The organism is Jidongwangia harbinensis (assembly GCF_020216025.1).
In the GTDB taxonomy this organism is placed as follows: Bacteria; Actinomycetota; Actinomycetes; order Mycobacteriales; family Micromonosporaceae; genus Actinoplanes; species Actinoplanes harbinensis.
Genome location: NZ_JAIWNC010000017.1, coordinates 60551 through 86984 on the forward strand (window position 1 = coordinate 60551; position 26434 = coordinate 86984).

21 protein-coding genes are annotated in these 26434 nt (G+C 73.2%); 16 read left to right on the forward strand and 5 right to left on the reverse strand.

All coding sequences use genetic code 11. From position 1 onward, the window contains the following. Window positions 1-347 precede the first annotated feature (347 nt). Entirely contained in the window at window positions 348-980 is a 633-nt protein-coding gene (locus LDL48_RS21220; RefSeq protein ID WP_225256935.1) for a hypothetical protein, read from the forward strand. 179 nt (window positions 981-1159) lie between these two features. Here the strand turns inward: LDL48_RS21220 and LDL48_RS21225 are convergent, their stop codons facing one another. Continuing rightward, entirely contained in the window at window positions 1160-1903 is a 744-nt protein-coding gene (locus LDL48_RS21225; RefSeq protein WP_225256936.1) for a TetR/AcrR family transcriptional regulator, read from the reverse strand. Window positions 1904-1973: 70 nt separating this feature from the next. Between LDL48_RS21225 and LDL48_RS21230 the strand changes: the two genes are divergently transcribed. The 10 genes from LDL48_RS21230 (at window position 1974) to LDL48_RS21275 (ending at window position 11162) form a co-directional block, all read left to right on the forward strand. Beyond that, entirely contained in the window at window positions 1974-2885 is a 912-nt protein-coding gene (locus LDL48_RS21230; protein WP_225256937.1) for an ATP-binding cassette domain-containing protein, read from the forward strand. Between the two features lie 5 nt (window positions 2886-2890). Continuing rightward, a complete protein-coding gene (locus LDL48_RS21235; protein ID WP_225256938.1) occupies window positions 2891-3652 on the forward strand; it encodes an ABC transporter permease in 762 nt (253 codons plus the stop codon). A 199-nt stretch (window positions 3653-3851) separates the two neighbouring features. Next, window positions 3852-5114: an NRAMP family divalent metal transporter gene (locus LDL48_RS21240; protein ID WP_225256939.1), complete on the forward strand. Its 1263-nt coding sequence runs from the start codon at window positions 3852-3854 to the stop codon at window positions 5112-5114. A 145-nt stretch (window positions 5115-5259) separates the two neighbouring features. Next, a complete protein-coding gene (locus LDL48_RS21245) occupies window positions 5260-6030 on the forward strand; it encodes a LamB/YcsF family protein (RefSeq protein ID WP_225257067.1) in 771 nt (256 codons plus the stop codon). Next, window positions 6027-7052: a putative hydro-lyase gene (locus tag LDL48_RS21250; protein WP_225256940.1), complete on the forward strand. Its 1026-nt coding sequence runs from the start codon at window positions 6027-6029 to the stop codon at window positions 7050-7052. Before LDL48_RS21245 ends, LDL48_RS21250 begins: the two co-directional genes overlap by 4 nt. Continuing rightward, on the forward strand, window positions 7049-7669 hold the full coding sequence (locus LDL48_RS21255) for a 5-oxoprolinase subunit B family protein (RefSeq protein WP_225256941.1): 621 nt from the start codon (window positions 7049-7051) through the stop codon (window positions 7667-7669). The genes LDL48_RS21250 and LDL48_RS21255 overlap by 4 nt, the downstream gene beginning before the upstream one ends. Beyond that, window positions 7666-8634, forward strand: a complete 969-nt coding sequence (locus LDL48_RS21260; RefSeq protein ID WP_225256942.1) for a 5-oxoprolinase subunit C family protein — start codon at window positions 7666-7668, stop codon at window positions 8632-8634. Before LDL48_RS21255 ends, LDL48_RS21260 begins: the two co-directional genes overlap by 4 nt. Window positions 8635-8667: 33 nt before the next feature. Next, entirely contained in the window at window positions 8668-9345 is a 678-nt protein-coding gene (locus LDL48_RS21265) for a GntR family transcriptional regulator (RefSeq protein ID WP_225256943.1), read from the forward strand. A 39-nt stretch (window positions 9346-9384) separates the two neighbouring features. Beyond that, window positions 9385-10392, forward strand: a complete 1008-nt coding sequence (locus LDL48_RS21270; protein ID WP_225256944.1) for a 1-aminocyclopropane-1-carboxylate deaminase — start codon at window positions 9385-9387, stop codon at window positions 10390-10392. After that, window positions 10389-11162 (forward strand): SDR family NAD(P)-dependent oxidoreductase, encoded by a 774-nt coding sequence (locus LDL48_RS21275; RefSeq protein WP_225256945.1) that lies wholly within the window; start codon window positions 10389-10391, stop codon window positions 11160-11162. Before LDL48_RS21270 ends, LDL48_RS21275 begins: the two co-directional genes overlap by 4 nt. Before the next feature lie 14 nt (window positions 11163-11176). Here LDL48_RS21275 and LDL48_RS21280 read toward each other — a convergent pair whose 3' ends face one another. Both LDL48_RS21280 and LDL48_RS21285 read right to left on the reverse strand, forming a co-directional pair. Then, window positions 11177-11533, reverse strand: coding sequence for a hypothetical protein (locus tag LDL48_RS21280; RefSeq protein ID WP_225256946.1), 357 nt, complete (start codon window positions 11531-11533; stop codon window positions 11177-11179). Beyond that, entirely contained in the window at window positions 11530-13296 is a 1767-nt protein-coding gene (locus LDL48_RS21285; RefSeq protein ID WP_225256947.1) for an AbeC-like domain-containing protein, read from the reverse strand. The genes LDL48_RS21280 and LDL48_RS21285 overlap by 4 nt, the downstream gene beginning before the upstream one ends. A 248-nt stretch (window positions 13297-13544) precedes the next feature. Here LDL48_RS21285 and LDL48_RS21290 point away from each other — a divergent pair, with 248 nt between their 5' ends. Both LDL48_RS21290 and LDL48_RS21295 read left to right on the forward strand, forming a co-directional pair. Then, window positions 13545-14381 carry a hypothetical protein gene (locus LDL48_RS21290; protein WP_225256948.1) on the forward strand — a complete coding sequence of 279 codons (837 nt, stop codon included), beginning with the start codon at window positions 13545-13547 and terminating at the stop codon, window positions 14379-14381. A 57-nt stretch (window positions 14382-14438) separates the two neighbouring features. Further along, complete coding sequence (locus LDL48_RS21295; RefSeq protein ID WP_225256949.1) at window positions 14439-18812, forward strand: PDDEXK-like endonuclease domain-containing protein; 4374 nt, start codon at window positions 14439-14441, stop codon at window positions 18810-18812. Here LDL48_RS21295 and LDL48_RS44590 read toward each other — a convergent pair. Continuing rightward, complete coding sequence (locus LDL48_RS44590) at window positions 18709-20379, reverse strand: restriction endonuclease (protein ID WP_225256950.1); 1671 nt, start codon at window positions 20377-20379, stop codon at window positions 18709-18711. The genes LDL48_RS21295 and LDL48_RS44590 overlap by 104 nt on opposite strands. A gap of 525 nt (window positions 20380-20904) precedes the next feature. Here LDL48_RS44590 and LDL48_RS21305 point away from each other — a divergent pair. The 3 genes from LDL48_RS21305 to LDL48_RS21315 all read left to right on the forward strand — a co-directional run bounded on the left by LDL48_RS21305 (window position 20905) and on the right by LDL48_RS21315 (window position 23837). Continuing rightward, the gene (locus LDL48_RS21305; protein WP_225256951.1) at window positions 20905-22698 is read left to right on the forward strand and encodes an EAL domain-containing protein; all 1794 of its coding nucleotides are present in this window, start codon (window positions 20905-20907) and stop codon (window positions 22696-22698) included. 7 nt (window positions 22699-22705) lie between these two features. Further along, window positions 22706-23095 carry a cupin domain-containing protein gene (locus LDL48_RS21310; RefSeq protein ID WP_225256952.1) on the forward strand — a complete coding sequence of 130 codons (390 nt, stop codon included), beginning with the start codon at window positions 22706-22708 and terminating at the stop codon, window positions 23093-23095. Between the two features lie 259 nt (window positions 23096-23354). Next, window positions 23355-23837, forward strand: a complete 483-nt coding sequence (locus tag LDL48_RS21315; protein ID WP_225256953.1) for a MarR family winged helix-turn-helix transcriptional regulator — start codon at window positions 23355-23357, stop codon at window positions 23835-23837. A gap of 355 nt (window positions 23838-24192) precedes the next feature. On the opposite strand, the gene LDL48_RS44220 is transcribed toward LDL48_RS21315, so the two are convergent. Then, window positions 24193-26379: a TPM domain-containing protein gene (locus tag LDL48_RS44220; protein ID WP_308016477.1), complete on the reverse strand. Its 2187-nt coding sequence runs from the start codon at window positions 26377-26379 to the stop codon at window positions 24193-24195. Between the last annotated feature and the right edge of the window lie 55 nt (window positions 26380-26434).

Sequence of the window (26434 nt, forward strand, 5' to 3'; positions counted from 1 at the left end):
CTTGATTATGACTGTAGGTGAATGTTTGCATGCTGGTCACCGGCTTGAAATAACCTGACGGTTCAATATCGGTACGGAGTTGAATAGCGAAGCAAACATGCAACTTGCATGCGCGGTTCGCCGTGCAAGTTGCATGTTTCGCAAGCTCTGGACCTGCTGCTCCACCGTCGCGGCAACAGTTTGGCCCGGTCTCGGGATTTCATTCATGGGCGTTTTTGGGATCTCACTGGCTACCCCTTCCAGTCGATCACCGGAGATGCAACTCTTCTAGCCAGCAGTAGCGCCAGCGACACGGACGGTGGTGGTACAGAATGCGTCCAGACGTTCTGGTCGGTCCGAGCGAGTGGGTGGTCGAGCAGTTCGGTGACGACGTCGCCGCTGAACTTTGGACCCGGGTGCCCGAGGCGTTGAGCACCGCGATCGAGCGCGAAGTCAATGCTCACCCCACCACGACGCAGGCCACGGAACGAGTTCTCGCCAACCCACGTTGGCCCTTGCCGTACGAGGAACTTGTGCTCTTCCTGGGCACGCTCCCCGGCGCTGAGATAATCAGCGTCCCCAAATCCGTCTACCAACTTGTCGTCATCAACGGCCACGTGGTGGTGCCGTGGTGCTACGGCCAGTCCGCGCGGGAGTCGATGCGGGAGGCCGAGGTCGGGCGCTCGTTCGGCCGGCTCGCCCGGGAACTGCTCCGCCGCTTCGGCCCGCCGTGGCGTCGTTCGCAGACCGAGGCGCCGCTGCCGCTCGATGCGATCGACGAGCGTGAAGTGTCCAAGATCTGCACCGCCATCGCGCAGATCGAGCCGACCCCCGAGGTGGTGATCGCCGGGTTCGCCGGTGCGCCGCACCTCGGCCTGGTGCGCGCCTGCCTCGGCGAGATCAAGTCGTCCGACAACGGGTCGCTCGACTGGGACCATCTCGACGACCTGCCCCTGCCGCCACCGGTCATTCCGCGCCCGCGCCGCATGCGGTTCCCGTAGGCGACGGCTGACGGCCCCGGGTTCGCGCCCGGGGCCGCTCCGTGTCGGTGACCGGTCCGCCCGCCGACGGCCGCGAGGCGCGCCGGCAACCCGGACAAGGCGGCGCGGTACGACCGGGAGGCCGACGCGCTGCGCACCCCCCAGCTGGGCTCCGGGCGAGGCGCGCGAGCGCGGCCCGGTCACGCCGGGCGAGCCGGAACGTGTCCGGCGATCAGCCGCTCCACGCCGTCCAGGATGGTGTGCAGGCCGAAACCGAAATCGGCCTCGTCGTCGTAGGCGGTCGACTCGTCCAGCAGGCCGCTGGCGGCCAGCCGGTGCAGCGCCGGGTGGGTCTCCGGTGAGGTGACCGTGCGCAGGATCTCGCCGTAGCCGGCTCTGCTGGTGTCGCCCGCGTCCACCGCGCTCAGGTCCGTGCTGAGCTGGGCCTCGCCGCGGGCGTACCCGTGCAGCAGTTGAATGATCTGCAGTTTTTGTCCCTCGTGCAGGCCGACCTCGGCGAGGTTGGCCAGGGCGGCCTCCATCCACCGCAGCTGGGCCGGCCCGGCCGGCGGGGCGCTCATCGGGACCCGCAACAGCCACGGGTGGCGGCGGTAGATGCCGAAGACGGCCCGGGCCCAGCCGTCCAGCCCGGTGCGCCAGGACTCCGGGGTGGGCCGGGGCGGCGGTTGCCCGTTGGCCGCGTCCGCCATGAACAGCAGCAGTTCGTCCTTGCTCTTCACGTACCGGTACAGCGACATGGTGGTGAAGCCGAGGCGCTCGGCGACCCGGCTCATCGACACGGCGCCGAGACCGTCGGCGTCGGCGATCTCGACGGCGGCGGCCACGACGCCGTCCAGCGTCAGTGCCGGGCGCGGGCCGCGGCGCGGGGAGCGCTGCGGTTCGTACAGCACGACGAGGTTCGGCGGAAGGCGGGAGAGGTCCATTGACCGCCATCCTAAAACTGTGTATAACCTAAACACAGCTCTACGTCATACACAGTTTATCGGGGGTTTCATGATCGCGATACGCGGGCTGACGAAGTCGTACAGGTCGGTGGCCGTGCTGCGGGGCGTCGATCTCGACATGCCGCAGGGGCGGGTGTTCGCGCTGCTGGGGCCGAACGGCGCCGGCAAGACCACGTTGGTCCGCATCCTGGCCACGCTGATCCGGCCGGACGGCGGCACCGCGACCGTCGCGGGGCACGACGTGGTGCGCGAGCCGCGTCGGGTGCAGTCCGCGATCAGCCTCACCGGTCAGTCCACGGCGGTCGACGAGTTGCTCACCGGCGAGGAGAATCTGATCCTGCTCGGCCGGCTGCGGCGCCTGGGCCGGGGTGGCGCCCGTCGGCGCGCCGCCGAGCTGCTCGACCAGTTCGATCTGCGGGACGCGGGCCGCCGCCTGGTCCGGACGTATTCCGGCGGCATGCGGCGCCGGCTCGATCTGGCGGTGAGCCTGGTTCGTCGGCCCCGGGTGCTCTTCCTGGACGAGCCCACCACCGGCCTCGACCCGCGGAGCCGGCAGACCACCTGGGCGGCGGTGCGAGCGCTCGCGGCCGACGGTGTCACCGTGCTGCTCACCACCCAATATCTCGAGGAGGCGGACCAACTGGCCGACCGGGTCGCCTTTCTCGACCACGGCGCGATCATCGCGGAGGGTCCGCCCGCCGGGCTCAAGTCGCAGCTCGCCGGGGAACGGGTGGAGTTGCGCCTCGGTGCGCCCGAGGCGGTGCGCCGGGCGGTGGCCGTGCTGGGCGACGGAGCTCAGCCGGATGCTCCGCGCGGTGCCGTCCTGGTGCCGACCGACGGCTCCGCGGAACAGGTCCGGGTGCTGCTCAACCGCCTGGACGGCGCCGGTGTGCCGGTCGACCGGGTGGCCATTCACCGGCCCACGCTCGACGACGTCTTCCTCACCATGACCCGGAGCTGATCACCATGTTTGCCGCACTCGACGACGCCGGGCTGATGATCGGGCGCAGCCTCCGGCACCACCTGCGCGCGCTGGACACGCTGCTGCTCGGCGTGCTGCTGCCGGTCTTCCTGCTGTTGCTGTTCGTGTACATCTTCGGCGGCGCGGTGCACACCGGCGGCGCCTATCTCACCTACGTGGTGCCGGGGATCGTGTTGCTGTGTGCCGGTTTCGGCGCGGCGAACACCGCGGTCCCGGTGGCGCAGGATCTGACCACCGGCGCGATCGACCGGTTCCGCTCGCTGCCGATCCTGCGTTCCGCCGTCCTGGTCGGACACGTCGTCGCGGGCCTGCTCCGCAATCTGGCGTCCACCGTGCTGGTGCTCGCGGTGGCGTTCGTGATCGGGTTCCGTCCCGCCGCCGGTCCGCTCGACTGGCTGCTCGCGCTGGCCGTGCTGACGCTCTACGTGCTGGCGATGTCGTGGCTGTCGGTCTGCTTCGGGCTGCTCGCCAGTTCCGCCGAGAGCGCGTCGTCGTTCGGTTTCGTGCTCCTCTTCCTGCCCTACCTGAGCAGCGCGTTCGTGCCGGTCGAGACGATGCCACGGGTGTTGCGCGGGTTCGCCGAGCACCAGCCCATGACCCCGGTCATCGAGACGCTCCGGGCCGCGATGGCGGGCACTCCGGACGCCGCGACGGCGTGGACCGCGGTGGCCTGGTTCGGCGGTGTCCTGGCGCTGGGCTATGCACTGGCGACGTACCTGTTCGCCCGGCGTCAGACGGCCGGTTAACCGAGGGGAGACAGGCAATTTACGACACCGCTATGCCAGATCGTTCAACAACTCTTGCCTGATCGTTGAACAATCTCTACCTTCAGGGAATCGGTGGTCGACGGAACCGGCGGACGACCATCGGGGCCGGTCATCGCCGGTCAGTTCGAGCCAGTCGCACGTACCCGCGCATCGGCGCTCGACCCCTGAGGAGTGCACCATGTCCCGTGAGTCCTCCGTACCCGAAACCCGAACCGAAACCGCCACGGCCCCCGTCTCCACCAAGCAGACCCGCCGCGTCGCCCTGGTCGGCGCCATCTTCCTGATGGCGACCAGTGCCATCGGGCCCGGGTTCATCACCCAGACCACGACGTTCACGGTGTCGCTCGGCGCCGCGTTCGCGTTCGGCATCCTGATGTCGATCCTGGTCGACTTCGTGGTCCAGATGAACGTCTGGCGGATCATCTCGGTCAGCGGCAAGCGGGCTCACGAGATCGCCAACACGGTCGTCCCGGGCGCCGGTCATCTCCTCGCCGCGCTGGTCATCCTCGGCGGCCTGGTCTTCAACATCGGCAACGTGGCGGGCTCCGGCCTCGGCCTGAACGCCGCGCTCGGGCTCAACCCCAAGCTCGGCGGCGCGCTCAGCGCCCTCATCGCGATCTCCATCTTCGCGGTGAAGCGTGCCGGTCTGGCGATGGACCGCCTGCTCATCGTGCTGGGTCTGCTGATGATCGCGCTGACCGTCTACGTCGCGATCTCGTCCGGCCCGCCGGTCGGGGACGCCCTGCGGCAGACGGTGCTGCCGGAGCGGATCGACCTGGCCGCGATCACCACGATCATCGGCGGGACGGTCGGCGGATACATCACCTACTCCGGCGCGCACCGGCTGCTGGACAGCGGCACCACCGGCCCGGAACACGCCCGCGAGGTGACCCGGGCCGCGCTCACCGGCATCGCCGTCACCGGGCTCATGCGCTTCGTGCTCTTCCTGGCGATCCTCGGTGTGGTGGCCGGCGGCGTCGTCCTCGACACCAAGGGCAACGCGACGGCGCAGGCGTTCGGATCCGCCGCCGGGGAGTTCGGGACCCGGGCGTTCGGCGTGGTGCTGTGGGCCGCCGCGATCACGTCGGTGATCGGTGCCGCGTACACGTCGGTGTCCTTCTTCGATGCCTTCTCCCACCGGCTGGCCGAACCCCGGACCCGGTCCTGGGCCACCGTCGCCTTCATCGTGGTCACCACGGTGATCTTCCTGTTCCTCGGCACCGCCCCGGCCGCGCTGCTGGTCTTCGCGGGCGGCTTCAACGGGCTGATCCTCCCGATCGGCTTCACCATCCTGCTGTACGCGGCCTGGCGCCGCCGGGAACTCCTGAACGGCTACCGGTACCCGGTGTGGCTGCTCGTCCTCGGCGGAGCGGTCACCGCCCTCACGTGGTACATGGGAGTGACCTCGACGCGGTCCATCTTCGAATACCTGGCCAACTGAGCCCACCCGCGGCGGTAGACCCATGCACGTTGGTTGAACGACGTTCCCCCGCGGTCCGGCCGGCGCGGCAACGCCGGCCGGACCGCTCCGGACGTTCCCGCTACACGTTCCGAAGGAAGGAGCCGGCATGGTTCCGGCACATCGCATCGATCTCAACAGCGACCTGGGCGAGGGCTTCGGCACCTGGCGCCTCGGCGACGACGAGGCGATGCTCGACGTGGTGAGCAGCGCCAACGTCGCGTGTGGATTCCACGCCGGCGACCCGCGCGCCCTGCTGGCCACCTGCCGGCACGCGGTCGACCGCGGCGTCGCCATCGGGGCCCAGGTGAGCTATCGGGACCTGCCCGGCTTCGGCCGCCGCTTCATCGACTACGACCCGCCGGACCTGGTCGCCGACGTGCTCTACCAACTGGCGGCGCTGGACGGCCTGGCCCGGGTGGCCGGCGACCGGGTCCGCTACCTGAAGCCGCACGGCGCGCTGTACAACGCGCTGGCACATCACGAACCGCAGGCCGACGCGGTGATCGAGGCGGTACGGCAGTACGACGCGGCGCTCCCGGTCCTGCACCTGCCCGGATCGGTGTTCACCACCCGGGCGGCCGCGGCCGGCCTGACCACCCTTTCCGAGGCGTTCGCGGACCGGGCGTACCGGCCGGACGGCACGCTGGTGTCCCGCCGCGAACCGGGTGCGGTGCTGCACGACCCCGCGGAGGTCGCCGACCGGATGGCCCGCCTGGTCACCGGCGGCGGCCTGACCGCGGTCGACGGCAGTGTCCTCGCGGTGCGGGCCGACTCGATCTGTGTGCACGGCGACACTCTGGGGGCGGTGTCGATGGCCCGGGCGGTGCGTGCCGCTCTCACCGCGGCCGGGGCCCGGATCACGGCGTTCGCCGCCGACCCGAAGGAGGACCGATGACCCATCCCGAGGCGACGGTGAGCCGGGAAACAGCAGAAAGCCCGAAGACGGCGGTGAGCCGGGAGACGGCGGTGAGCCCGAAGACGGCGGTGAGCCGGGAGACGGCGGTGAGCCGGGAGACGGCGGTGAGCCGGGAGACGGCGGTGAGCCGGGAGGCGGCGGCGGTGAGCCGGGAGGCAGCAGGAGGCCCGGAGGCAGCAGGAGGCCCGGAGGCAGCAGGAGGCCCGGAGGCGGCGGGGAGCCGGGGCCGGCTGCGGCGGGAGGCGGCGGCGGTGCGGCGGCAGTTCCGGGACGGCGCGGTCCGCCCGACCGCGGGCCTGGTGCCGGGTGCCACCCAGGCCAACCTCATCGCGGTGCCGCGGGACTGGGCCTGGGACATGCTGCTGTACGCGCAGCGCAACCCCCGGCCGTGCCCGGTGCTCGACGTGAGCGAACCCGGCGATCCGCGCACCGTGCTCGCGCCCGGCGCCGACCTGCGCACCGACCTGCCGCGGTACCGGATCTGGCGGGACGGTGCGCTCAGCGAGGAGGTGGCGGACGCGACCGACGCCTGGCGGCCGGACCTGGTCGCGTTCCTCATCGGCTGCAGCTTCAGTTTCGAGACCGCGCTGCTGACCGCCGGCATCGACGTCCGGCACATCAGCGCGGGCAGCAACGTCCCGATGTACCGCACCGCCCGCCCGTGCCGCCCGGCCGGCCGGTTGCACGGCGACCTGGTCGTGTCGATGCGGCCGGTTCCGGCAGGGCGGGTCGCCGACGCGGTCACCATCAGCGGGCGGTTCCCCGCCGTGCACGGTGCGCCGGTGCACATCGGCGACCCGGCCGCGCTCGGCATCGCCGACCTGGACCGTCCCGACTTCGGCGACCCGGTGGAGGTACGGCCCGGCGAGGTGCCGGTCTTCTGGGCGTGCGGGGTGACCCCGCAGGCGGCGGTCATGGCGTCCGGGGTGCCGTACGCCGTCACCCACGCGCCCGGCTACATGTTGATCACTGACGTGCCCGACTCGGACTACCAGACATGACGATGCGCTTCCTGCGCTGTGGCCGGGAGGCCGTCCTCGTGGAGGTCGACGATCTCGACGAGGCGCTGGCGTTGTACGCCGCCCTGCGCGCCGCCGCCCTGCCCGGCGTGACCGACCTGGTCCCGGCCGCCCGTACCGTGCTGGTCCGGATCGACCCCGCGGTGACCGACCCGCCGGCGGTCCGCGCCGCCGTGGGTGGCCTGCGGGTCGACCGGGGGCATCCGCCGGACCTCGGCACGGTGACGGTCCCGGTCCGCTACGACGGGCCGGACCTGGCCGACGTGGCGGCGCACACCGGGCTGTCCGAGGCCGAGGTGGTGGCCCGGCACACCGGCGCCGAGTGGACGGTGGCGTTCGCCGGGTTCGCGCCCGGGTTCGGCTATCTGATCGGCGGCGACCCGCGGCTGGAGGTGCCGCGGCGGGACACGCCGCGCACCCGGATCCCGGCCGGCTCGGTGGGGCTGGCCGGCCGGTTCTCCGGCGTGTACCCCCACGACAGCCCGGGTGGCTGGCAGCTCATCGGCAACACGGGGCTGCGCATGTGGGATCTGAGCAGGCCCGAACCCGCGCTGCTCACACCGGGCGTGCGGGTCCGATTCCAGGTGGTGGACCGATGACCGTGACCGTGCTCCGCACCGGACCGATGACGGTGCTCAAGGACCGGGGCCGGCCCGGTCACGCCGCGCTCGGCGTCGCGCCGTCCGGGGCGGCCGACCGGACGGCGTTCGCGCGGGCCAACCGGCTGGTCGGCAACCCGCCCGGCGCCGCGGCGCTGGAGTGCACGCTCGGCGGGCTGCGGGTCCGGTTCGACCGGCCGGCGACGGTGGCGCTGACCGGCACGGACGCGGCGCTGATCGTGGACGGCCGGCGGTGCGCACCGGACCGCGCGGTCGAGGTGGGCGCCGGTGCCGAGGTCACCGTCGGCACGCCCCGGCGCGGGTTGCGCAGCTATCTGGCGGTCCGGGGCGGGTTCGACGTGCCGCCGGTCCTCGGGTCCCGCTCCACGGATCACCTCGGCGGTGTGGGGCCGCCGCGCCCGGCCGTCGGCGACGTGCTGCCGATCGGTGCGGCGTCCGCGCCTGAGCCGGACCCGACCACCGCTGCGGGACCCGCTCCGGCCGAGGCGCCCGCTGCGGGACCCGCTCCGGCAGAGGCGCCCGCCGCGGGACCCGCTCCGGCCGAGGCGCCCGGCGCGGCGGTGGTCCTGGAGGTGGATCTCGGGCCGCGGGACGACTGGTTCACCGCCGAGGCGGTGGCGGCGTTCCTCGGCGGCGAGTTCACCGTCACCCCGGCCGGCAACGCGGTCGGGCTGCGCCTGGCCGGGCCGGTACTGACCCGGGCACGACCCGAGGAACTGCCCAGCGAGGGCGTGGTCCGCGGCGCGGTCCAGGTGCCGCCGGACGGCCGGCCGATCATCTTCCAGGCCGACCACCCGGTCACCGGCGGCTACCCGGTGATCGCCGTCCTGACACCCCCGGCCGCCGACCTGGCCGCCCAGATCCGGCCCGGCGGCAAGGTCCGCTTTGCCGAAGCCCCCGACCGTCCGGGGAGGTCTGACCGGTCGCGGACGGGGGACGGCTGACCGCCGGCGACCTGGGGCTGGTTGACTGGACGGGTGGACGCAGGGCAGGCGAACAAGGCGGAACCGGCCGCGGACGAACCCCCGGCGGTGGGCTCGGCGGCCCGTGCCGTGGCGGAACTGCGCAACCAGATGATCGACGGGGAACTCGCGCCGGGCACCCGGCTGTCCGAAACCTCGTTCACCGGCTCGCTGAAGGTGTCCCGCAACACGCTGCGGGAGGCGTTCTCCACGCTGATCGAGGAGGGCCTGCTGGTCCGGCGCCCGCACCGGGGGGTGTTCGTGGCCACGCTCAGCCCGGCCCAGATCGCCGACATCTACCGGGTCCGTGGGCTGCTGGAATGCACCGCGCTGCGGCAGGCGCCGACCGATCCGCCGCGGGCCGGGGCGATGCGGGCCGCGGTCGGGGACGCCCGGGCGGCGGCGTCGGCCGGGGACTGGCGGGCCGTGGCCACCGCCAACATGCACTTCCACGAGCAGATCGTGGCGCTGGCCGGCAGCCCGCGGCTGGACTCGTGGATGCGCCAGCTCACCGCGGAGCTGCGGCTGGCCTTCGCCGCGGTCCCGGACATGCGGGGCCTGCACAGCCCGTTCGTGGACATGAACGACGAGATCACCCGGGCGTACGAGGGCGGCGACACGGAACGGGCCGCCGACATGCTGCGCGACTATCTGCTCACCTCGGAGCGGGTGGTGCTGGGCGCCCTCCCGTGACGGCCACGCCGACCCGTACCGGAATCCTCAGGAGGTTGCATGTCGCTGGATGACTTCGCCCGCTACCCGCTGCTGTTCGGCCCGTCGCCGGTGCACCGCCTGGACCGGCTCACCCGGCACCTGGGCGGCGCCACGGTCTGGGCGAAGCGGGAGGACTGCAACTCCGGCATCGCGTACGGCGGCAACAAGACCCGCAAGCTGGAGTACCTGGTCGCGGACGCGCTGGCGCAGGGCTGCGACACGCTGGTCTCGATCGGCGGCGTGCAGTCGAACCACACCCGGCAGGTGGCGGCCGTCGCGGCGTACGCCGGCCTGAAGTGTGTCCTGGTCCAGGAGAGCTGGGTGGACTGGCCGGACAGCGTCTACGACAAGGTCGGCAACATCCTGATCAGCCGGCTGGCCGGTGCGGACGTGCGGCTGGTCCGGGCCGGGTTCGGCATCGGCTTCAAGGAGAGCTGGGACGCCGCGCTGGCCGAGGTGACGGCGGCCGGCGGGAAGCCGTACCCGATCCCGGCCGGGGCGTCCGACCACCGCCTGGGCGGGCTGGGGTTCGCCGGCTGGGCCGCGGAGGTCGAGCAGCAGGAGCGGGCTTTGGGCGTCTTCTTCGACACGATCGTCGTCTGCTCGGTCACCGGCAGCACCCAGGCCGGCATGATCGCCGGTTTCGCGGGGCAGGAACGGCCCCGGCGGGTGCTCGGGATCGACGGTTCCGCGAAGCCGGCCGAGACCCGCGACCAGGTGGCCCGGATCGCCCGGAACACCGCCCGGCTGGTCGGCCTGGAGCGGGACCTGCGGGACGACGAGATCCTGCTGGACGACCGGTACCACGCCGGCGTGTACGGCATCCCGGACGAGTCCACCCTGGACGCCATGCGGGTCGCGGCGCGCACCGAGGGCATGGTCACCGACCCGGTGTACGAGGGCAAGTCGATGGCCGGGCTGATCGACCTGGTCACCCGCGGCGAGATCGAGCGCGGTTCGCACGTCCTGTACGCCCACCTCGGCGGGCAACCGGCGCTCAACGCGTACAGCGCCCTGTTCTCGTGACGTCGTCGTACGTGGTCACCGGCGGCGGTCGCGGGGTGGGCCGGGCGATCGTAGAGCGCCTGCTCGGTGCGCGGGACACCGTGGTGGTGCTGGAGTTCGACGCGGCGGCGGTCGCCTGGGCGGAAACCCATCCGGCGGCGGACCGGATCGTGCCGGTGCTCGGGGACGCCGCCGACGAGGCGGTTGCCGAACGCGCGGCGGGCGCCGCGGTGTCGGCCGCGCCGCTCGCCGGGTGGGTGAACAACGCCGCGGTGTTCCGGGACGCGTGGCTGCACGAGACGCCGGCGGCCCGGGTGGCGGAGCTGATCGGGGACAACCTGCGTCCGGCGGTGACCGGCTGCGCGGTGGCGATCCGTCGGTTCCTGGCGGCGGGCGGACCCGGCGCGATCGTCAACGTGTCGTCGCACCAGGCTCAGCGGCCGGTGCGCGGCGCGCTCGCGTACGCCACCGCGAAGGCCGCCGTGGAGGGTCTGACCCGGGCGCTCGCCGTCGACTACGGGCCGCGGGGCATCCGCACGAACGCGGTGGCGCTCGGCTCGATCGCCACCGAACGCTCCGACGCGTACCTCGGCGGGTTGGCTCCGGACGCCGCCGAGAGGTTCCGGCGCGAGATCCGGTCGGTGCAGCCGCTGGGCCGGATGGGCCGCACCGACGAGGTCGCGGACGCGGTGGCGTTCCTGGTGTCGGACGCGGCGAGCTTCGTCAACGGCGCGGTCCTGCCGGTCGACGGTGGCCGCTCGGCGGTCGGCCGCGATCCCGAGGAAGCCTGACCGCGACCGCCCGCTCAGGCGATCAGCTGCTCGATCAGCGCCCACACGCTGCCGGCCGCCGCGGTCACGCCGCCGACCGACGCGGCCCGCCGCCGGATCCGGTCGACGTACCCCTCGAGCTTCTCCGGGTCGGGGTCCGCGCGCCGGACCTCCGCCTCCAGCTCGTCCAGGTCCCGCCGGACCAGCGGGGCCTGGGGCACCTGCCCGATGCCGGCCTCGACCAGCCGGCGCAGGTGCGCCACGGCGGCGAGCACGTCGGGACCGTGCGCGGACCCGACGATCGGCCCGCCGTACTGGTTCGCGGTCGCGCCGGTGCCCATCGCGAGGGCGCCGTTCACGTCGCCGGTGATGTGCAGGTCGTGATCCCTCATGACTGCTTCGGTCCCTTCGGGGTGGAGGCGGTGGCGGTCGCACCGGTGCCCATGGCGAACGATCCGTTGACGTCGCCGTTGATCGTGGCGGTCCAGTTCTGGGTGAACTTCGTGCGGAACTCGGAGGTGTCCACGCCCTCGGCGGTGAGGAACTCGATCACCGCCTCGGCGATGCGCCGCTCGATCAGCCGCAGGTACTTCTCCGAGTCGAGCCGCTGCACGTAGCTGGCGAAGGTCTTCCGCGAGGCGATCTCCCGTACGTCCACCCGGGCGCCGAAGTCGTACACCGGCTCGCGCTGGGACTCGGTGTCCGCCCGGGTCATGCTGCCGTTCAGCTGCAGGTGGCGCCGGATCGCGCGGGCCAGTCCGACCGGTGCCGTCACGACGCCCACCGCGAACTCCTGGACCGCCTCGCGCAGCGCGGTGTTCATGGTCGAGTCGCCGCTCAGCGCGTACCGGTCGATGTCGAGGTACTGCTGCCGCAGCGGGCCGAGCACGGTCTCCACCACCTCGACGTAGAGCATCCCGCCCTCGACCGCGATGTGGGTGAACGCGGTGGCCACCACGCTCTGGTGTTCACTGGGCATGATGGTCTGGCCGTCCGCCGCGACCGCGGGTTTCTCCTGCGCGCCGACCGAGGCGCGCAGGAAGTGCCGGGCGCTGGTCTGCGGGAACCGGATGATGGCGTCGACGGCTTCGCCGGTGGCGAACGCGTAGGGCAACCGGACCTGCTGGTCGATCAGCGGGTAGCCGTGCCAGCGGGTGCCGGCGGCGACCACCTGGTCGCGCAGTTGCAGGCCGGTCATCCGCTCCTGTTCGGGCAGGTCCCGGGAGCGCAGCGCGGCGAGGCGCTGGCGGACGTGCGCGACCAGCGCGACCGGGTCGACCCGGACCGGGCGGGGTGGCACGCCGTCCGGGGGTTCCTCGTCCGGCCGCAGTTCCACCACGATGGACCAGGCGTCGACCCGGTTCCCGGCGCCGACGAACGGTTCGAAGCCGGAGTGCAGCACCACGTTTCCGTGCTGGGCCCGGCTCACCGTGCCGACCCGGTGTTCCACGTCGGTGCGCGGCAGCCGGGGCGGCCGGACCGGCGCGCCGGGTGCGAGTTCGGTGATGATCGTGTTGATCATGCGGTGCCGCGCCCAGGTCAGCACCCCGAGCAGGACCAGAGCCAGAACCACGAGGCCCACGAGGTACGTCCGGACGGAACCGCCGTCCGGGGCGAGCGCCGGGGTGTCCGCGTACCCGTACCCGTACCCGCTCGACGACCCGGCCAGGTTGAGCACCGCCACCAGCGGTCCGGCCAGGCAGCTGAGCGCCGTCAGGCCGACCAGCGCCACCAGGACGAACTTCCACACCGGCCAGCGCTTCTGCCGCCGGGCCAGGGTGGGCAGCGCGACCAGCAGGGCGAGCGTCACCAGCGACAGGGTGACCATGGGCGCGATCACCATGGCGGCCAGCAGGGTGACGCAGAGGGCGGCGTTGCGGGCCGCCCACAGGCGCCGGGCCTGGAAGCAGTGGCGCAGCACGGCCTCCACGTCGTAGCCGATGGCCGGGATCACCGCACGGTGGCTGTCCGCGACGATCTCCCGGATCGCCCGGTCGGCGAAGTCCTCGTCGATGTACGCCGCACCGCACAGGTAGCGGGTGGTGGAGCTGAGGCGCTCCGGTGACGACCGGGACAGGCCGTCGTCGTGCTCGAACAGTTCCGCGTGGTGGTCGTCGAGGTGGCGGGCGCCGGTGGTGTCCGGGGACGCAGTCATGGCCAGGTTCCTGTCGGCAGGGTCGCGACGGTGCCGCGGCGATTCAGGAGCCGAAAGTAATGGCCCGGTGGCTTTCGGCGACATCGACCGTTCAGGGGGCCGGGCGCCTCCGATGTGGCCGCCGTCGCACAACCGAACACCGTCCGTTGTGGGGCCGAACACCCAGTGTCGTCGACGCCGCGACGTGGTGAGCATGGGTCCGTCGGCGTCGACTGTGGAGACGCCGCACACCGGAAGTGGAGTACGACATGTGGACCTGCAGCGCGTGCGGCGAGACCAATGCGGGTGACGCCGCGGTCTGTGCGGTCTGTGCCCGTCCGGCACCGGCCGCGTCCCCTCGCCCGTCGTCCGGGGACCCGACGCTGCCGGCCGGCCCGGCGCCGGTCGCGGACCGGTATGTGGCCCCTCGACCGCGGCCGGCCTGGCGGTGGCCGGCCCTGGTCGGCCTGGTCGTGCTGGCCCTGACCGCGGTGATCCTGGTGCCGCGCCTGACCGGCCCGGGTGCGGACGGCCCGCCCACCGGCGGCAGCGGGGCGGCGGACGACGGCGTGGTGCCGCCGGAGGAGACGGTTCCGCCGCTGCCGGACGAGACCGAGCCGACGCCGGATCTCCCGCCGGACCAGACCGAGCCCACCCCGGAGGTGCCCGAGCCCACGCCGGAGGTGCCGGATCAGGTGGGCCTCGTCCGGATCGACGCCGGTCTGCCGGATCCGCCCGCCGCCGAGGTGGCGCGCGTGTTCGACACCTACTTCTCCGGGATCAACACCAAGGACTACGACTCGGTGCGCCCGGTGCTGGACCCGGCCGGCGTGGTCGACCCGACCGACGACGCGCAGATGGCCGTGTTCGCCGAGGGCACCGCCACCACCCAGGATTCGGACATCACGCTCCGCTCGATCGAGGGCGCGGACGGTGACCCGGTCCGGGCACTGGTCACGTTCCGCAGCCGGCAGGACGCCGGCGACGGCCCGAAGGGCCGGTCCCAGGAGACCTGCACGCACTGGCAGATCCGGTACGACCTGAGCCACGACACCACCGCCGGCTACCGCATCGTCCGCGGCAAGGCCACCGACCGGCCCTGTTGAGGGTGGCCGGGCCGAGGGTCGCGGGTGCGGCGGCACACATCGGCTAACCTGCGAAGAATGTCGACGCCGCCGGAACCGACGCCGCCGGAGTCGCCGACCGTCATCCGCGATCGGGCCGTCTCGGTGGCCGACTACCTGCTGGCCGTCCGGGCCCAGATGGACCGGCCGGCGCGCACCGTGCCGCCCGACACGTTCTGGCTCGACACCCTGCCCGACCACCCGGCGTGCCAGGCCGGACCGTCCGCCGACGGCATCTCCTGGCTGCGGGTCGGCCTGCCGGAGCTGCCCCCGCCGGTCCCGGTGCCGGCCGAGCTGCGCCGCCGCCTGACCGAGGTGTCCGCCACCGACGAGCCCAAGGTCGACGCCGCCGAGCCGGGCCCCGGCGGTCCGGGCGGGCCGGCGGCCGGCGGCGACGGGTTGTTCGAGACCTGGCGCGACCAGACCTGGCGGCCGTGGGCCCGCCTGACCGCCGAGGCGGAACGCACCCGGGTCCTGCACCGCCGGCTGTTCGACCTCATGCACCACCTCGACATGGGCGCCGCCACCACCGAACTGGTCTGGGGCCACGGCGTGCTGGAGACCGGCATCGGCGAGCACCGGGTGCGGTACCCGCTGGTCGCCACGCCGGTACTGATCGAGTACCAGCCGGACCGGTCGTTGATCACGGTGTCCCCGGCCGGCCCGTCCCGGCTGCAGACCGACGCGCTGTCCGGGATGGACGAGCGCTACCTGGGCCAGCTGCTGGCGCTCGCCGGTCCGGCCGGCACGATCGAGGCGGACCTGTGGAACGACCTCGACCGGCGGGAGTTGTTCGAGCGGGCGCTCGGCCGCCTCGGGTACGACCGGCTGATCACCACGCCCGGCGACCAGGAGAGCAGGCCGCACATCGTGGACACCGGGGTGCTTTTCGCCCGGCCGAAGCAGCGGCAGCTCCGCGGGTTCCTGGAGAGCCTGCGCGACCGGCTGCTCTCCGGCGACACCGCGAGCATCGGTGCGCTGGCCGCGATCGTCGCCCACGAACCCAGCCGGCTGCGCATGCCGGACGACCGGCCGGACCAGTGGCGGCGGGTGGGGGAGCGGCTGCTCATGCCGCTGCCGACGAACGCCGCGCAGGAGTCCATCGCCCGCCGGCTCGCCCAGCACCGCAACGTGGTCGTGCAGGGTCCGCCCGGCACCGGCAAGACGCACACCATCCGCAACCTGATCTGCCACCTGATGGCGAACGGCAAACGGGTGCTCGTGGTGGCGCAGAAGGAGGACCCGCTGCGGGTGCTGCGGGACGGCCTGCCGGAGGGCGTACGCGCGCTCTGCCTGGCCGTCCTCGGCCGGACCACCGACCAGCTGGTGCAGCTGCAACTGGCCGCGCGGGAACTGTCCGACCGGGCCGCCACCCTGGACAAGGCCGCCGAGGCGGCCCGGGTGGACCGGCTCACCGGACTGCTCGAGGACGCCGAGGCCGACCTCGGCCAGACTCTCGCCGGTCTGCGGGCGATCGCGGCCGGCGAGGCCGCGACGTACCCGATCGACGGGGTGCCGCTGTCGCCCGCCGACGTCGGCGCCTGGCTGCGCGAGCGGGCCGGCACCGAGGGCGGCATCCCGGACGCGGTGACCGGGGAGTCCCCGCTCACCGCGGAGGACTTCGGCACGCTGCTCGACCTGGCCGCGAAGCTGACGCCGGCGGACCGGGCGGCGGCGGTGCGCGCGCAGCCGGAGACCGCGGACCTGCCGGACGCCGCACGGGCGCGGCAGGACCGGGCCCGGCGCGCGGAGGCCGTCGCGGAGACGGTCCGGCTGGCGGAGCGGGGCGTCGACCTCGCGGCGGTACGGGCACACGGTCCCGCCGCGCTGGCCGAACTGCTCGACGACCTGCGGGACGCGGTGGCGTGGCTGCGGCGCCGGGAGGGCAGCTGGACCGACCGGCTGGGCCGGCTGCTCGGCGACCCGCACTGGCGGACGCTGTGGACCGACCACGTCGCCGCCACCGAGGCGCTGCTGTCCGACCTGGCCACGTTGCGGCGGTCGCTCGCCGGGCACCGGGTCACCGTGCCGGCGCCGCTGGCCGCGGAACCGAAACGCCTGCTCGGGCAGCTGGACGAGGTGCGGCAGCGGTTCGCCGCCGGCAAGGGGCTGAGCCGGCTGCTGCAGGCACCGTTGTACCGGCTGGCCGACGAGGTGCGGGTGGACGACGAGCCGCTGCGTACCGTCGCCGACGTCGAGGTGGCCGCGGCCTGGGTGCGGCGCGGGCAACTGCGCCGCCGGCTGGGCGACCACTGGGCGGAGTGGCTGGACCGGCTCGCCGTGCCGGATCCCGGCGACGACCCGGAGGCGTGGGCCGGCACGCTGCTCGCCGACGCGGCGCAGTCGCTGGACTTCGACGTCCGGCACTGGCCGGAACTGTCGGCGCGGCTGCGTACCCTCGTACCGCAGCAGGAGCTGGACCTCGACGCGAGCCGGCTGGCCGCGGTCTCCGCCCTGCTGGACACCTGCCCGGCGGTTTTCGCGGCCGACGAGTCGGCGGCCGCGGACGCCGCGGTGGCCGAGCGGATCGCGCCCTGGCCGCGCCTCGCCGCGGCCTGGGCCGGCCTGGACGGCTGGGACGAGGCGGTGGCCGAGGTACGCCGGCTGGTCGCGCTGCGCACCGACGTGGCCCGGTATGCGGAGCTGCGGGACCGCCTGGCGCAGGCCGCGCCGGAGTGGGCCGGGCAGATCGACGCCGGTTATGTGCCGGCGGTGTCCGGGACGCTGTGCCGGCAGGCGTGGGAGTGGCGGCGCGCGCAGACCTGGTTCGACGAGGTGGTGGGCAGCGTCGACCCGGCCGTGCTGGGGCGGCGGGTGGAGCAGGCCCGGGACCGGATCCGGCGGCTCACCGCGGAACTCGTGGTGGCGTCCGCGTGGCTGGAGGTGTCGCGCAGCCTGGACGACCGGCGCCGCGCCGCGCTGGCGGACTGGACCACCGCGCTCCGCAAGATCGGGAAGGGTACCGGGCGCAACGCCGCGGCCTGGCAGGCGCACGCGCAGCGGGCCATGGAGTCGGCGGTCGAGGCCGTGCCGGTGTGGGTGATGTCGGTGGACCGGGCGATCGAGCAGTTCGCCGGCGGCGCGCACTTCGACGTGGTGATCGTGGACGAGGCGTCGCAGGCCGACCTGTTCGCGCTGCCGGTGCTGTCGCTGGGCGAGCGGGCCGTGGTGGTCGGCGACGACCAGCAGATCGGCCCGCAGCTGGGTTTCGTCGGCTCGGTCACCGGGCTGATCCACAGCCACCTGGACGACGTGCCGTCGGCCGAGCACTTCGACCCGGAGTCCTCGCTGTACGACCACGCGGTGCGCCGGTCCCCGGAACGCATCCTGCTGACCGAGCACTTCCGGTGCGTACCGCAGATCATCGAGTTCTCCTCGAAGCACTACTACGACGGCAAGATCATGCCGCTGCGCGCGGACCGGCCGTCGCTCACCCCGATCCGCACCGTGTTCCTGGCCTCCGGGGTCCGCGAGCACCTGGCACCGCACGGCGACGTGAACCTGGCCGAGGCGACCGCGCTGGTCGACCGGGTGACCGCGATCGTGGCGGACCCGGCGTACGCGCAGAAGTCGCTCGGTGTGATCAGCCTGCTGAGCACCAGCGGCCAGGCCGCGCTGCTGCTGGAACGGATCCGCGAGGCGATCGGCGAGGACGAGATGGAACGGCGCCGGTTGCGGGTCGGCGACGCGTACACGTTCCAGGGCGACGAGCGCGACGTGGTGCTGGTGTCGATGGTGGTGTCAGGTCAGGACGGCCGCCCGGCCGCCTTCACCAAGCGCGAGTTCCACCGCCGGATCAACGTGGCCGCGTCCCGCGCCCGGGACCAGCTGTGGATCTTCCATTCCGTGCAGCCGTCCGCATTGCTCGCCGACGACGCGCGCAACCTGCTGCTGACGTACGCGACGTCGCCCGCGCCGGTCACCCCGGCGGGCGTGCCGGAGACCGACTTCGAGCGGGACGTGCTGCGCCGGCTGACCGAGCGCGGGTACCGGCCGGTGCCGCAGTTCCGGATCGGCGCGTACCGGATCGACTTCGTGCTGAACGCTCCCGATCCCGGGTTCTCCGCGGAACCCGGAGCGCCGGGCACCGGCAACGACACAGCCGGTCGGCGCCTGGCCATCGAGTGCGACGGCGACGCGTACCACGGCCCGGAGCAGTGGGAGAGCGACATGCGCCGGCAGTCGGTGCTGGAGCGGGTCGGCAACTGCGTGTTCGTCCGCATCCGCGGCAGTGTCTTCGCCCGCGAGCCGGACGTCGCGATGCGCCCGGTCTGGCAGCGCATCGCCGACCTCGGGATTCAGCCGGTGGCTAGTTCGCCGGCCGCGCCGGACCGCCCGCCGGCTCCGGCCGCGCCGGACCGCCCGCCGGCTCCGGCCGCACCGAGTCCTCCGGCGGCTCCAGACGCGCCTTGATCCGGCTGTGCTCGGCCAGCAGGTTGAGCAGCCCGGGTCCGTCGATCAGTTCCAGCGGCCGGCCGGCGACCGCCTGGTGGGCGTCCGCGCCGAACCCGGCCGTGGCGAGCAGGATGCCCTTCATCGCGCCGGCCTCGGTGATCGCGCCGCCCAGGGAATCGACCTGGGCGGCGCCGGCCGGGGCGCCGCGGGTCGTGTAGATCACCACCTTGCCGCCGAACACCGGGCGCGGGTCGGTGGCCAGCCAGCGTGCGCCGTCGGCGGCCCGGGTCGCGGTGCCGGTGTCCAGGCCCATGTTGCCGAACAGGTCCTGCACCACCTGCTCGTACTCGTCGTCGGAGAGGTCCAGCAGGTTCGGCCGCTCGTCGATCTCGGCGAGCACGTTGAACTCCTCGGTGAAGTCGGCGTCCGCCTCGCGGTCGAAGTCGATCACCGGCTGGATGCCGTCCAGCGCGTCCGGTTCGGGCGACAGGCCGGCCTCCAGATGCTTGAGGCACGCCACCGGATCGACCCGGCGCAGCTTGATCGCGGCGAAGGTCTCCCGGTCGGTGCGCACCGAGACCAGACAGGGCCGGACGAATCGACCGGTACGCCGGTCCACCGTGTCCACGATGCCGTTGAAGGCGATCCGCGCGACCAGGCCGCCCCGGTCCGCCTCCACGATCTCGTGCACGGTACGCAACGCCACCTGCGCGATGACGTCGGTGTACCGGCGGCGGATCTCGTCGGAGTCGCGGGGCACGGCGGTGAGGTCGTTGCGGAACAGGTCGTAGCGGTACTCCTTCACCACCGGGATCACCTCGACCGGCGGCAGGTGGTACTCGATCAGCAGGTGGCGCTGCTTCGGCAGGTACGCGAGCCGGAAGTGCTGCGGGAAGTCGTCCGGGTACACCGAGTTGCCGAGCACCATCGCGAAGTACTCCACCACCGACGCGGGGTCGGCCGCGGCCACCGCGGCGGCGAACCGGTCCACCTCGGCGTTGTACGCGACGATCTTCGCGGCGTACCGGCGCTTGTTCTCCTCGTACGCCTGCTCCCGCTGGGCCAGCTGGCGCAGCCGGCGTGCCTCGGCGTCCACCCAGCGGCTCCGCGCCTCCTGGTAGGCCTGCCGGGCCGCGCCGGTCTGCTGCTGGTGCAGCCGCTCGCCACCGAGGATCTTGCCGACCCCGCGCGGCTCCGGCGGCTGGTAGCTGGCCCACGACGGTTCCGGCAGCGGCCGGCCCAGCGGCCCGGGATCGAACGGCGGCACTTCGATCGGCTTCTTGAACCGGTCCAGGTCGATGTGGTCGTCGACGTCCAGCGTGGACAGCAGCAGGGCGTCCAGGTCGGCCAGCCGGGCCCGCACGTCGGCGTTGGCCGAGGCGGCGTCGGCGGTGCGCGCCTCCACGTACAGCCGTTGCCGTTCCCGCCGGCGTTCCACGTCGAGGGCGGCCTGCTGGGCCGCGGCGATCGCCAGGTCGGCGTTGCGCCGGATCTGCTCACGCTGCCGGGTGGCCGCGGTCGCGGCCCGTTGCTGGGCGGCGGCCTGCGTGGCGTGCGCCCGCTGCGTGTCGCGGATGATGCTCACTACTTACCTCCGCTCCGCGGATCGGCGATCGTTCGCCGTGGTGGTCCGGGCCGTAGCCTCACCGCTCCCGCTCATGCTTACCTCCGCTCCGCGGATCGGCGATCGTTCGCCGTGGTGGTCCGGGCCGTAGCCTCACCGCTCCCGCTCATGCGCCGTCCTCGCTCGCGTCGTCGAATCGCCACCATATCTACCGCCTCGCGACTCCGTTACTCCGCGCATGGGTGTCGGCGCGGTGCGTGCATAGCGGTCGATGGTCCGGGGTAGGGATCGCACTAGGTTCCACGGTCGCCACTCGCAGTGACGTTCCGTCATGGACTCTGGTCAGGAAGCGAGGGGAAATGACGCTTCGCAGTGGTCGACCGATCGGTCATTTCCGTACCCTGTTCGGGGGAGAAATTGCTGTTCCTCGTTTTGTTGGGTGATCCGCGAAAACATTGGCTCGGACGTTCACTGTTGGACCCGGCCGTGACGGGTCGTAATAGGTGAGGGGCAACGGTACACACAGGCGGGAGGCGCGGCGGGCACATGACGGCACCCGACGAACGCTTCCCGCGTCCGCGCGCGCTGCGTGACCGCTTCGCCCGTCGTACCCGCCCCACCGCCGTGCCCGAGCAGCGCCCGTCCGCCCCGCGTACCCGCAAGAACGACGGCCCGGCCTGGTTCTCCTACGCCGCGGCCGGCGACGAGATCGTCTGGTCCGAGGAACTCGGCACGATGCTCGGCCACGCGCCCGCGAAGAACGAGGTCAGCCGTCAGGTTCTGGCCCGGTACGTGCACCGCGACGACCACGCCAAGGCCCTGGGCGCCATCACCGAGGCGTGGACCAGCAGCGACCCGGTCCGCACCACGGTCCGGCTGATCCGCGCCGACGGCGGCTGGTTCGACGTGGAATGTCACCTGGAGTCCGTCCCCGGCCCCGGCGGCACGGTCCGCGGCATCCGCGGCACGGTCAGCGACGTGTCCGCCCGCGAGCGGGCCCGCCGCGAGGTCGCCCGGCTGGCCCGGCGCGGCGAGACGGTGCAGGCGTCGGTGGTCGAGCTGGACCCGTCCACCGGCCTGCAGACCCGGGCCCGGTTCGCCGACGAGATCGACCGGGCACTCCGCCGCGGCGGCGGCGCGGTGCTCGTGGTGCGGATCGAACCCGACCGGGCGGCCCCGCACGCCGACCGGGCCGCCGGGCACCCCGACCGCCTCGCCGCCCACGCCGACCGCGGCGCCGACCTGCTCGGCCGCGCCGCCCGGGTGCTCGAAGGCGTGATCCGCCCCGACGACCTGCTCGGCCGGGTCGGGCCGCACGAGATCGCGGTGCTGCTGCCCGGCACGTCCTGGGCGCTGGCCCGCCGGCAGGCCGACCTGTTCGTGGAGGCGCTGCGCACCCAGCCGTTCGTGCTGCCGGACGGCTGGTCGCACGCGCGCGCCTGGGCCGGCCTGGTGCGCTTCCAGCCGGACGCCGACGCGAGCAGCCACGACCTGCTCATCGACGCCGAGCACGCCTGGCGCCAGGCCCGCGACGCGGACCGGCCGCTGACCCTGGTCGCCCACCCGGTGCCGGCCCGCGACCGCCAGGGCTCGTACCGCGAACGGGTCGCCGACGCGCTCGGCACCGAGCGGTTCACGCTCTACTCCCAGCCCATCCTGGAACTGCAGAGCAACACCGTCACCCGGCACGAACTGCTGCTGCGGGTGCTGGACGAGGCCGGCGGGCCGCAGTCACCGAGCCAGGTACTGGACGCCGCGGAACGCCTCGACGCGATCTACGACATCGACCTGTGGGTGGTCGAGCGGGCGATGCAGCTCGCCGCCGGCAACTCCGACCTGAACCTGCAGATCAACGTGTCCGGGCGCTCGGTCGGGGACCCGCGGCTCACCGGCGAGGTGGAACGGCTGATCGGGCGCTACGGCGTCAACCCGGAACAACTCACGTTCGAGATCACCGAGACCGCACTGATCGGCAACCTCAGCGAGGCCCGGCACTTCGCCGACCGGGTCCGCGACCTCGGCTGCGAACTGGCCCTGGACGACTTCGGCTCCGGCTACGCCTCCTTCCGGTACCTGCGGCTCTTCCCGATCGACCTCGTCAAGATCGACGGGGAGTACGTGGTCAACCTGGTGCAGAACCCCCAGGACCAGGTGCTGGTACGCGCGCTCGTGCAGGTCTGCCAGGCGTACGGCATCCACACCATCGCCGAGTTCGTCCAGGACGAGCCCACCCTGCGCATGCTGCGGGAACTCGGCGTCGACTACGTACAGGGGTATCTCATCGGCCGTCCCTCCCCGGTGCCGCAGGCGAGGTTGCGGAGCTGGCGAAACGGGGTATGACGGTGGCATGGAGCACTACACGATCGCCACTGTCGCCGAACAGAACCCGGACTTCCGCCGCGTGCTGTGGACCGGGAAACACACCCAGCTGGTCATCATGACGATCCCGCCGGGCGGCGAGATCGGCGAGGAGGTCCACGAGGTGGACCAGATCCTCACGTTCGTCAGCGGGGTCGGACAGGCCAAGGTCGGTGGGCAGACCCGCAAGGTCGTCCAGGGCGACCTGGTCGTGGTGCCGGCCGGCAAGAAGCACAACTTCACCAACGAGGGCCCGAACCCGCTCGTCCTCTACACCGTGTACGGCCCGCCGGAGCACGCCGACGGCGCGGTGCACAAGACCAAGGAAGAAGCGGACGAACTCGAGGAAGCCGGCAAGGACGAGCCGCCCACGTCCTGACCCCTGGTGCGCCGTGGGCAAACTCCGTCCCAGACTCGCGCCTTTTACACGACGCCGGAACCGGCCGAGGCCCCCCAGCCAGCCGGTTCCGGCGCCGTGTCGGGGTGGAAAGTCACCCTGAGCGTATCGGCGGCCTTCAACCATGTCGATCGACGTGCCCTTTTGTTCCCAACTCATTACCCAGACCGCTGTCGCTCCGCGGCGGATCCTGTCCACCCGGCCCATGACGCGGGGGCGCACAGTTATTAACCTGCCAGACATGGAGGAGCCCCGTTGGTTGACCGACGAGCAGCAGCAAGCCTGGCGGCTCCTGGTTGAGGTGCTGGTCCGGGTCCCCGCCGCGCTCGAGACCCAACTGCAGCGCGACGCGGCGATCACGCACATGGGATACGTCGTGCTGGCCACCCTCTCCGAGCGTGACGACCGGCGGCTCGCGATGAGCAAACTGGCGAAGAAGGTGTGCGCGTCGCTGTCCCGGCTGTCCCACGTGGTGGCCCGGCTGGAGGCGCAGGGTTGGGTGCGGCGCGAGCGGGACCCGGAAGACGGCCGGGTGCAGATCGCGGTGCTCACCGACGCGGGGTACGACAAGGTCGTCGAGGCGGCACCCGGCCATTCCGAGGCGGTGCAGCAGTTGATCTTCGACCGGCTCACCCCCACCCAGGTACGCCAGATGATGAAGGTGGCGGACGCACTGCTGTCGTCGCCGGTCGAGGTGCGGCCGAATCCGGTACACACACCCTGACCGGCTTACCGCCACCGAGGACCGGTTCAGTGCCGGGCGTGGCGGCCAGGGCAGATCTTGGCGGCCAGGGCAGATCTTGGCGGCCAAGGCAGATCTTGGAGGCGGAGGCAGATCTTGGAGGCGCTCGGCCCCGATGGGGGCGTTTCTGCTCCAAGATCTGACCGTGCCTCCAAGATCTGACCGAGGACGTCGCCCACGCTGTCGGCGCGCATCGTTTGACTGTCGTGCGACCCGCCGCAGGACCACCGGATCTCGGAGATGCCCGTGTCTCCCGAGCACCTTGTTACTGAGATCACGTCAGAGGAGCGCTCCGGTGGGACCACCAGCGCCCGGTGCCGGGCCGGATGGATGCCGGCTAGAAGCGGCCGCCGCCGGTGCGGCGGCCCCGGGAGCCGCTGCCGCCGAAACCTCCGCCGCTGAAGCCGCCGCCCCGCCCGCCGCCGAAGCCGCCACGGGACCGCCCGCCGCCGGCGATGATCCCGCCCAGCACCGCACCGGCGAACGAACCGGCGTCGAAGCCTCCGTACCCGCCGCCTAAACCGCCACCGCCCCAGCGGTCGACGTCGGCGCGGGCGGCCTGGTTGGCGCTCGCGGCCAGACGCTGCGCCTGCTGTGCCTCGATCACCGCCTGCACCGGGTCGGTGGTGGCCAGGCTCTCGGCCAGTGTCAGGTGCCGGTGCGCCTCGGACAGCGACGCCCGCGCCCCGGCGTCGACCGCGCCGCGCCGGGTGGTGATGAAGTCGCCCGCCGCGGCGACCTCGGCGCGGGCCACCGGCAGCGCCTGGGCCAGGAGACTGCGGGCCCGGGCCGCGCGTTCGGCATGGTCGCGCGCGGTGGCGAGGGCCTGGTCGAGCGCGGCGTCGGCGGCCTGCAGCCGGGCGGCGGCGGACATCGGGTCGGGGCGGGAGGTGGACAGTTCGCGGCGTACGTCGGACACGGTCTGCTCCGCTCCGGCCACCGTCTCGGCCAGTCCGGGCACCGGGGTGCCGCCGGCCAGGGTCGCTCGGCCCGCGGCGATCTCCGCCTCCACCTCCATGATCAGGGCGTCGGCCGAGGTGCGCGCGGCGGCGGCGTCGGCGACCGCCTGGTGGATCGCGGCGACCAACTGTTCGGCCTGGTCCACGGCCTGCTCGGCGGCACGGACGGCCAGCGCGGCCGCGGCCGGCCCACCACCGGGCACTGCCCCGGTCCCGGCCCCGCCCGCGGAGGCCGGTCCCGCGGAGGCCGGTCCGGCGCCAGTGGAGGCGGCGCCAGTGGAGGCGGCGCCAGTGGAGGCGGCGCCAGTGGAGGCGGCGCCAGTGGAAGCGGGTCCTGCGGAGGCGGGTCCGGCGGAGGCGCCAGTGGAGGCGGGTCCGGCGGAGGCGGCGCCAGTGGCGGCCGGGTCTGTGGGGGCAGCGCCGGACAGGGCGGCATGTGCCCGCTGCAACGCCGCCGCCGCGAACTCCAGCCGCTCCCGCGCCTGCCCGACATTCGCCGAGACCGCGGTGACCGGCGGCCCGGCGTACCGTGATCGAAGGTCTTCCAGGGCCGTCTCCGCGCCGGGCAGGGCGGCCTCGGCGGCCGTGCGCCGGCCCTCCACCTCCGCGGCCACCTCGGCCGCGCGGCCCTCCAGGTCGCGCAACCGGTCGAAGTCCTCGCTCTCGGCGTCCAGGCGGGCGTCGGCGGCCTGGCAGCGTTCGATGATGTCGGTGAGGATGCGGCGCCGGGCCGGTTCGTCGGGGGCCGGCTCCTCCTCCAGCGTCATCCGCAGGCGGAACGCCTCGGCCACGTCCTGCCGGGAGGCGTCCAGGGCGGCGCGGAAGCGGGCGGTGGCGTCGGCGCCGTACTGCGCGGCGGCGATCTCCAGCTCGCGTTCGCTGGCGCGCAGGTCGTCGTCCAGCTCGATCAGCAGCGCGTTGGCCTCGGCGGCGAGCTGCTCGGTGGGCACCGCGGAGGGCTGCGCGGAGGGCTGCGCGGGGCCGGGCTGCGGTGCGGCGGCGGGCCGGCGGCGGCGGCGCAGCCACACCAGGGCGCCGACGATGACCGCGCCGACGACCAGCACCGGGCAGAGCGTCAGCCGGAGGGACGAGCCGCCGGTGGCCGCGTCGCGCAGGCCGTTCGCGCCGGCCACCACGGCGCCGGACCAGTCGCCGCGGGCCAGGGCCGGCTCGATGTCGTCCTGGGCGACCGCGTCGATCTCAGACTGGGTCAGCCGGGAGTCGGGCGGCACCGAGTATTCGTAGGCGCGGTCGGCCGTCGCCACCGCCAGCAGGGCGTCCCGGTCGCCGAGGCCGCTGAGCCGGGCGGTCTCCGCGGTCCAGTCCGCCGCCGGCCGGCCGTCGAAGGACTCGACGAACACCACGAACAGCTGGACGCCGGTGTCGGCCTGCAGGTCGGCGAGGGCCGAGTCGACCGCGGCGCGTCCGTTACCCAGGGCGCCCGCCGCGTCGGTGACCTGGGCGGCCAGGCGTTGCGGCGGGTCGGCTCGGGCCGGCGCCGGTCCGAGCAGCACGGCGGCCAGGGCAAGCAGGAGCGGCAGGGTGCGGCGGGCGGTCGTCGTCACCCGCCCACCGTAGAGCTCGCCGCGGGCACCCGCGCGTCGCGCGACGGGAATGCCG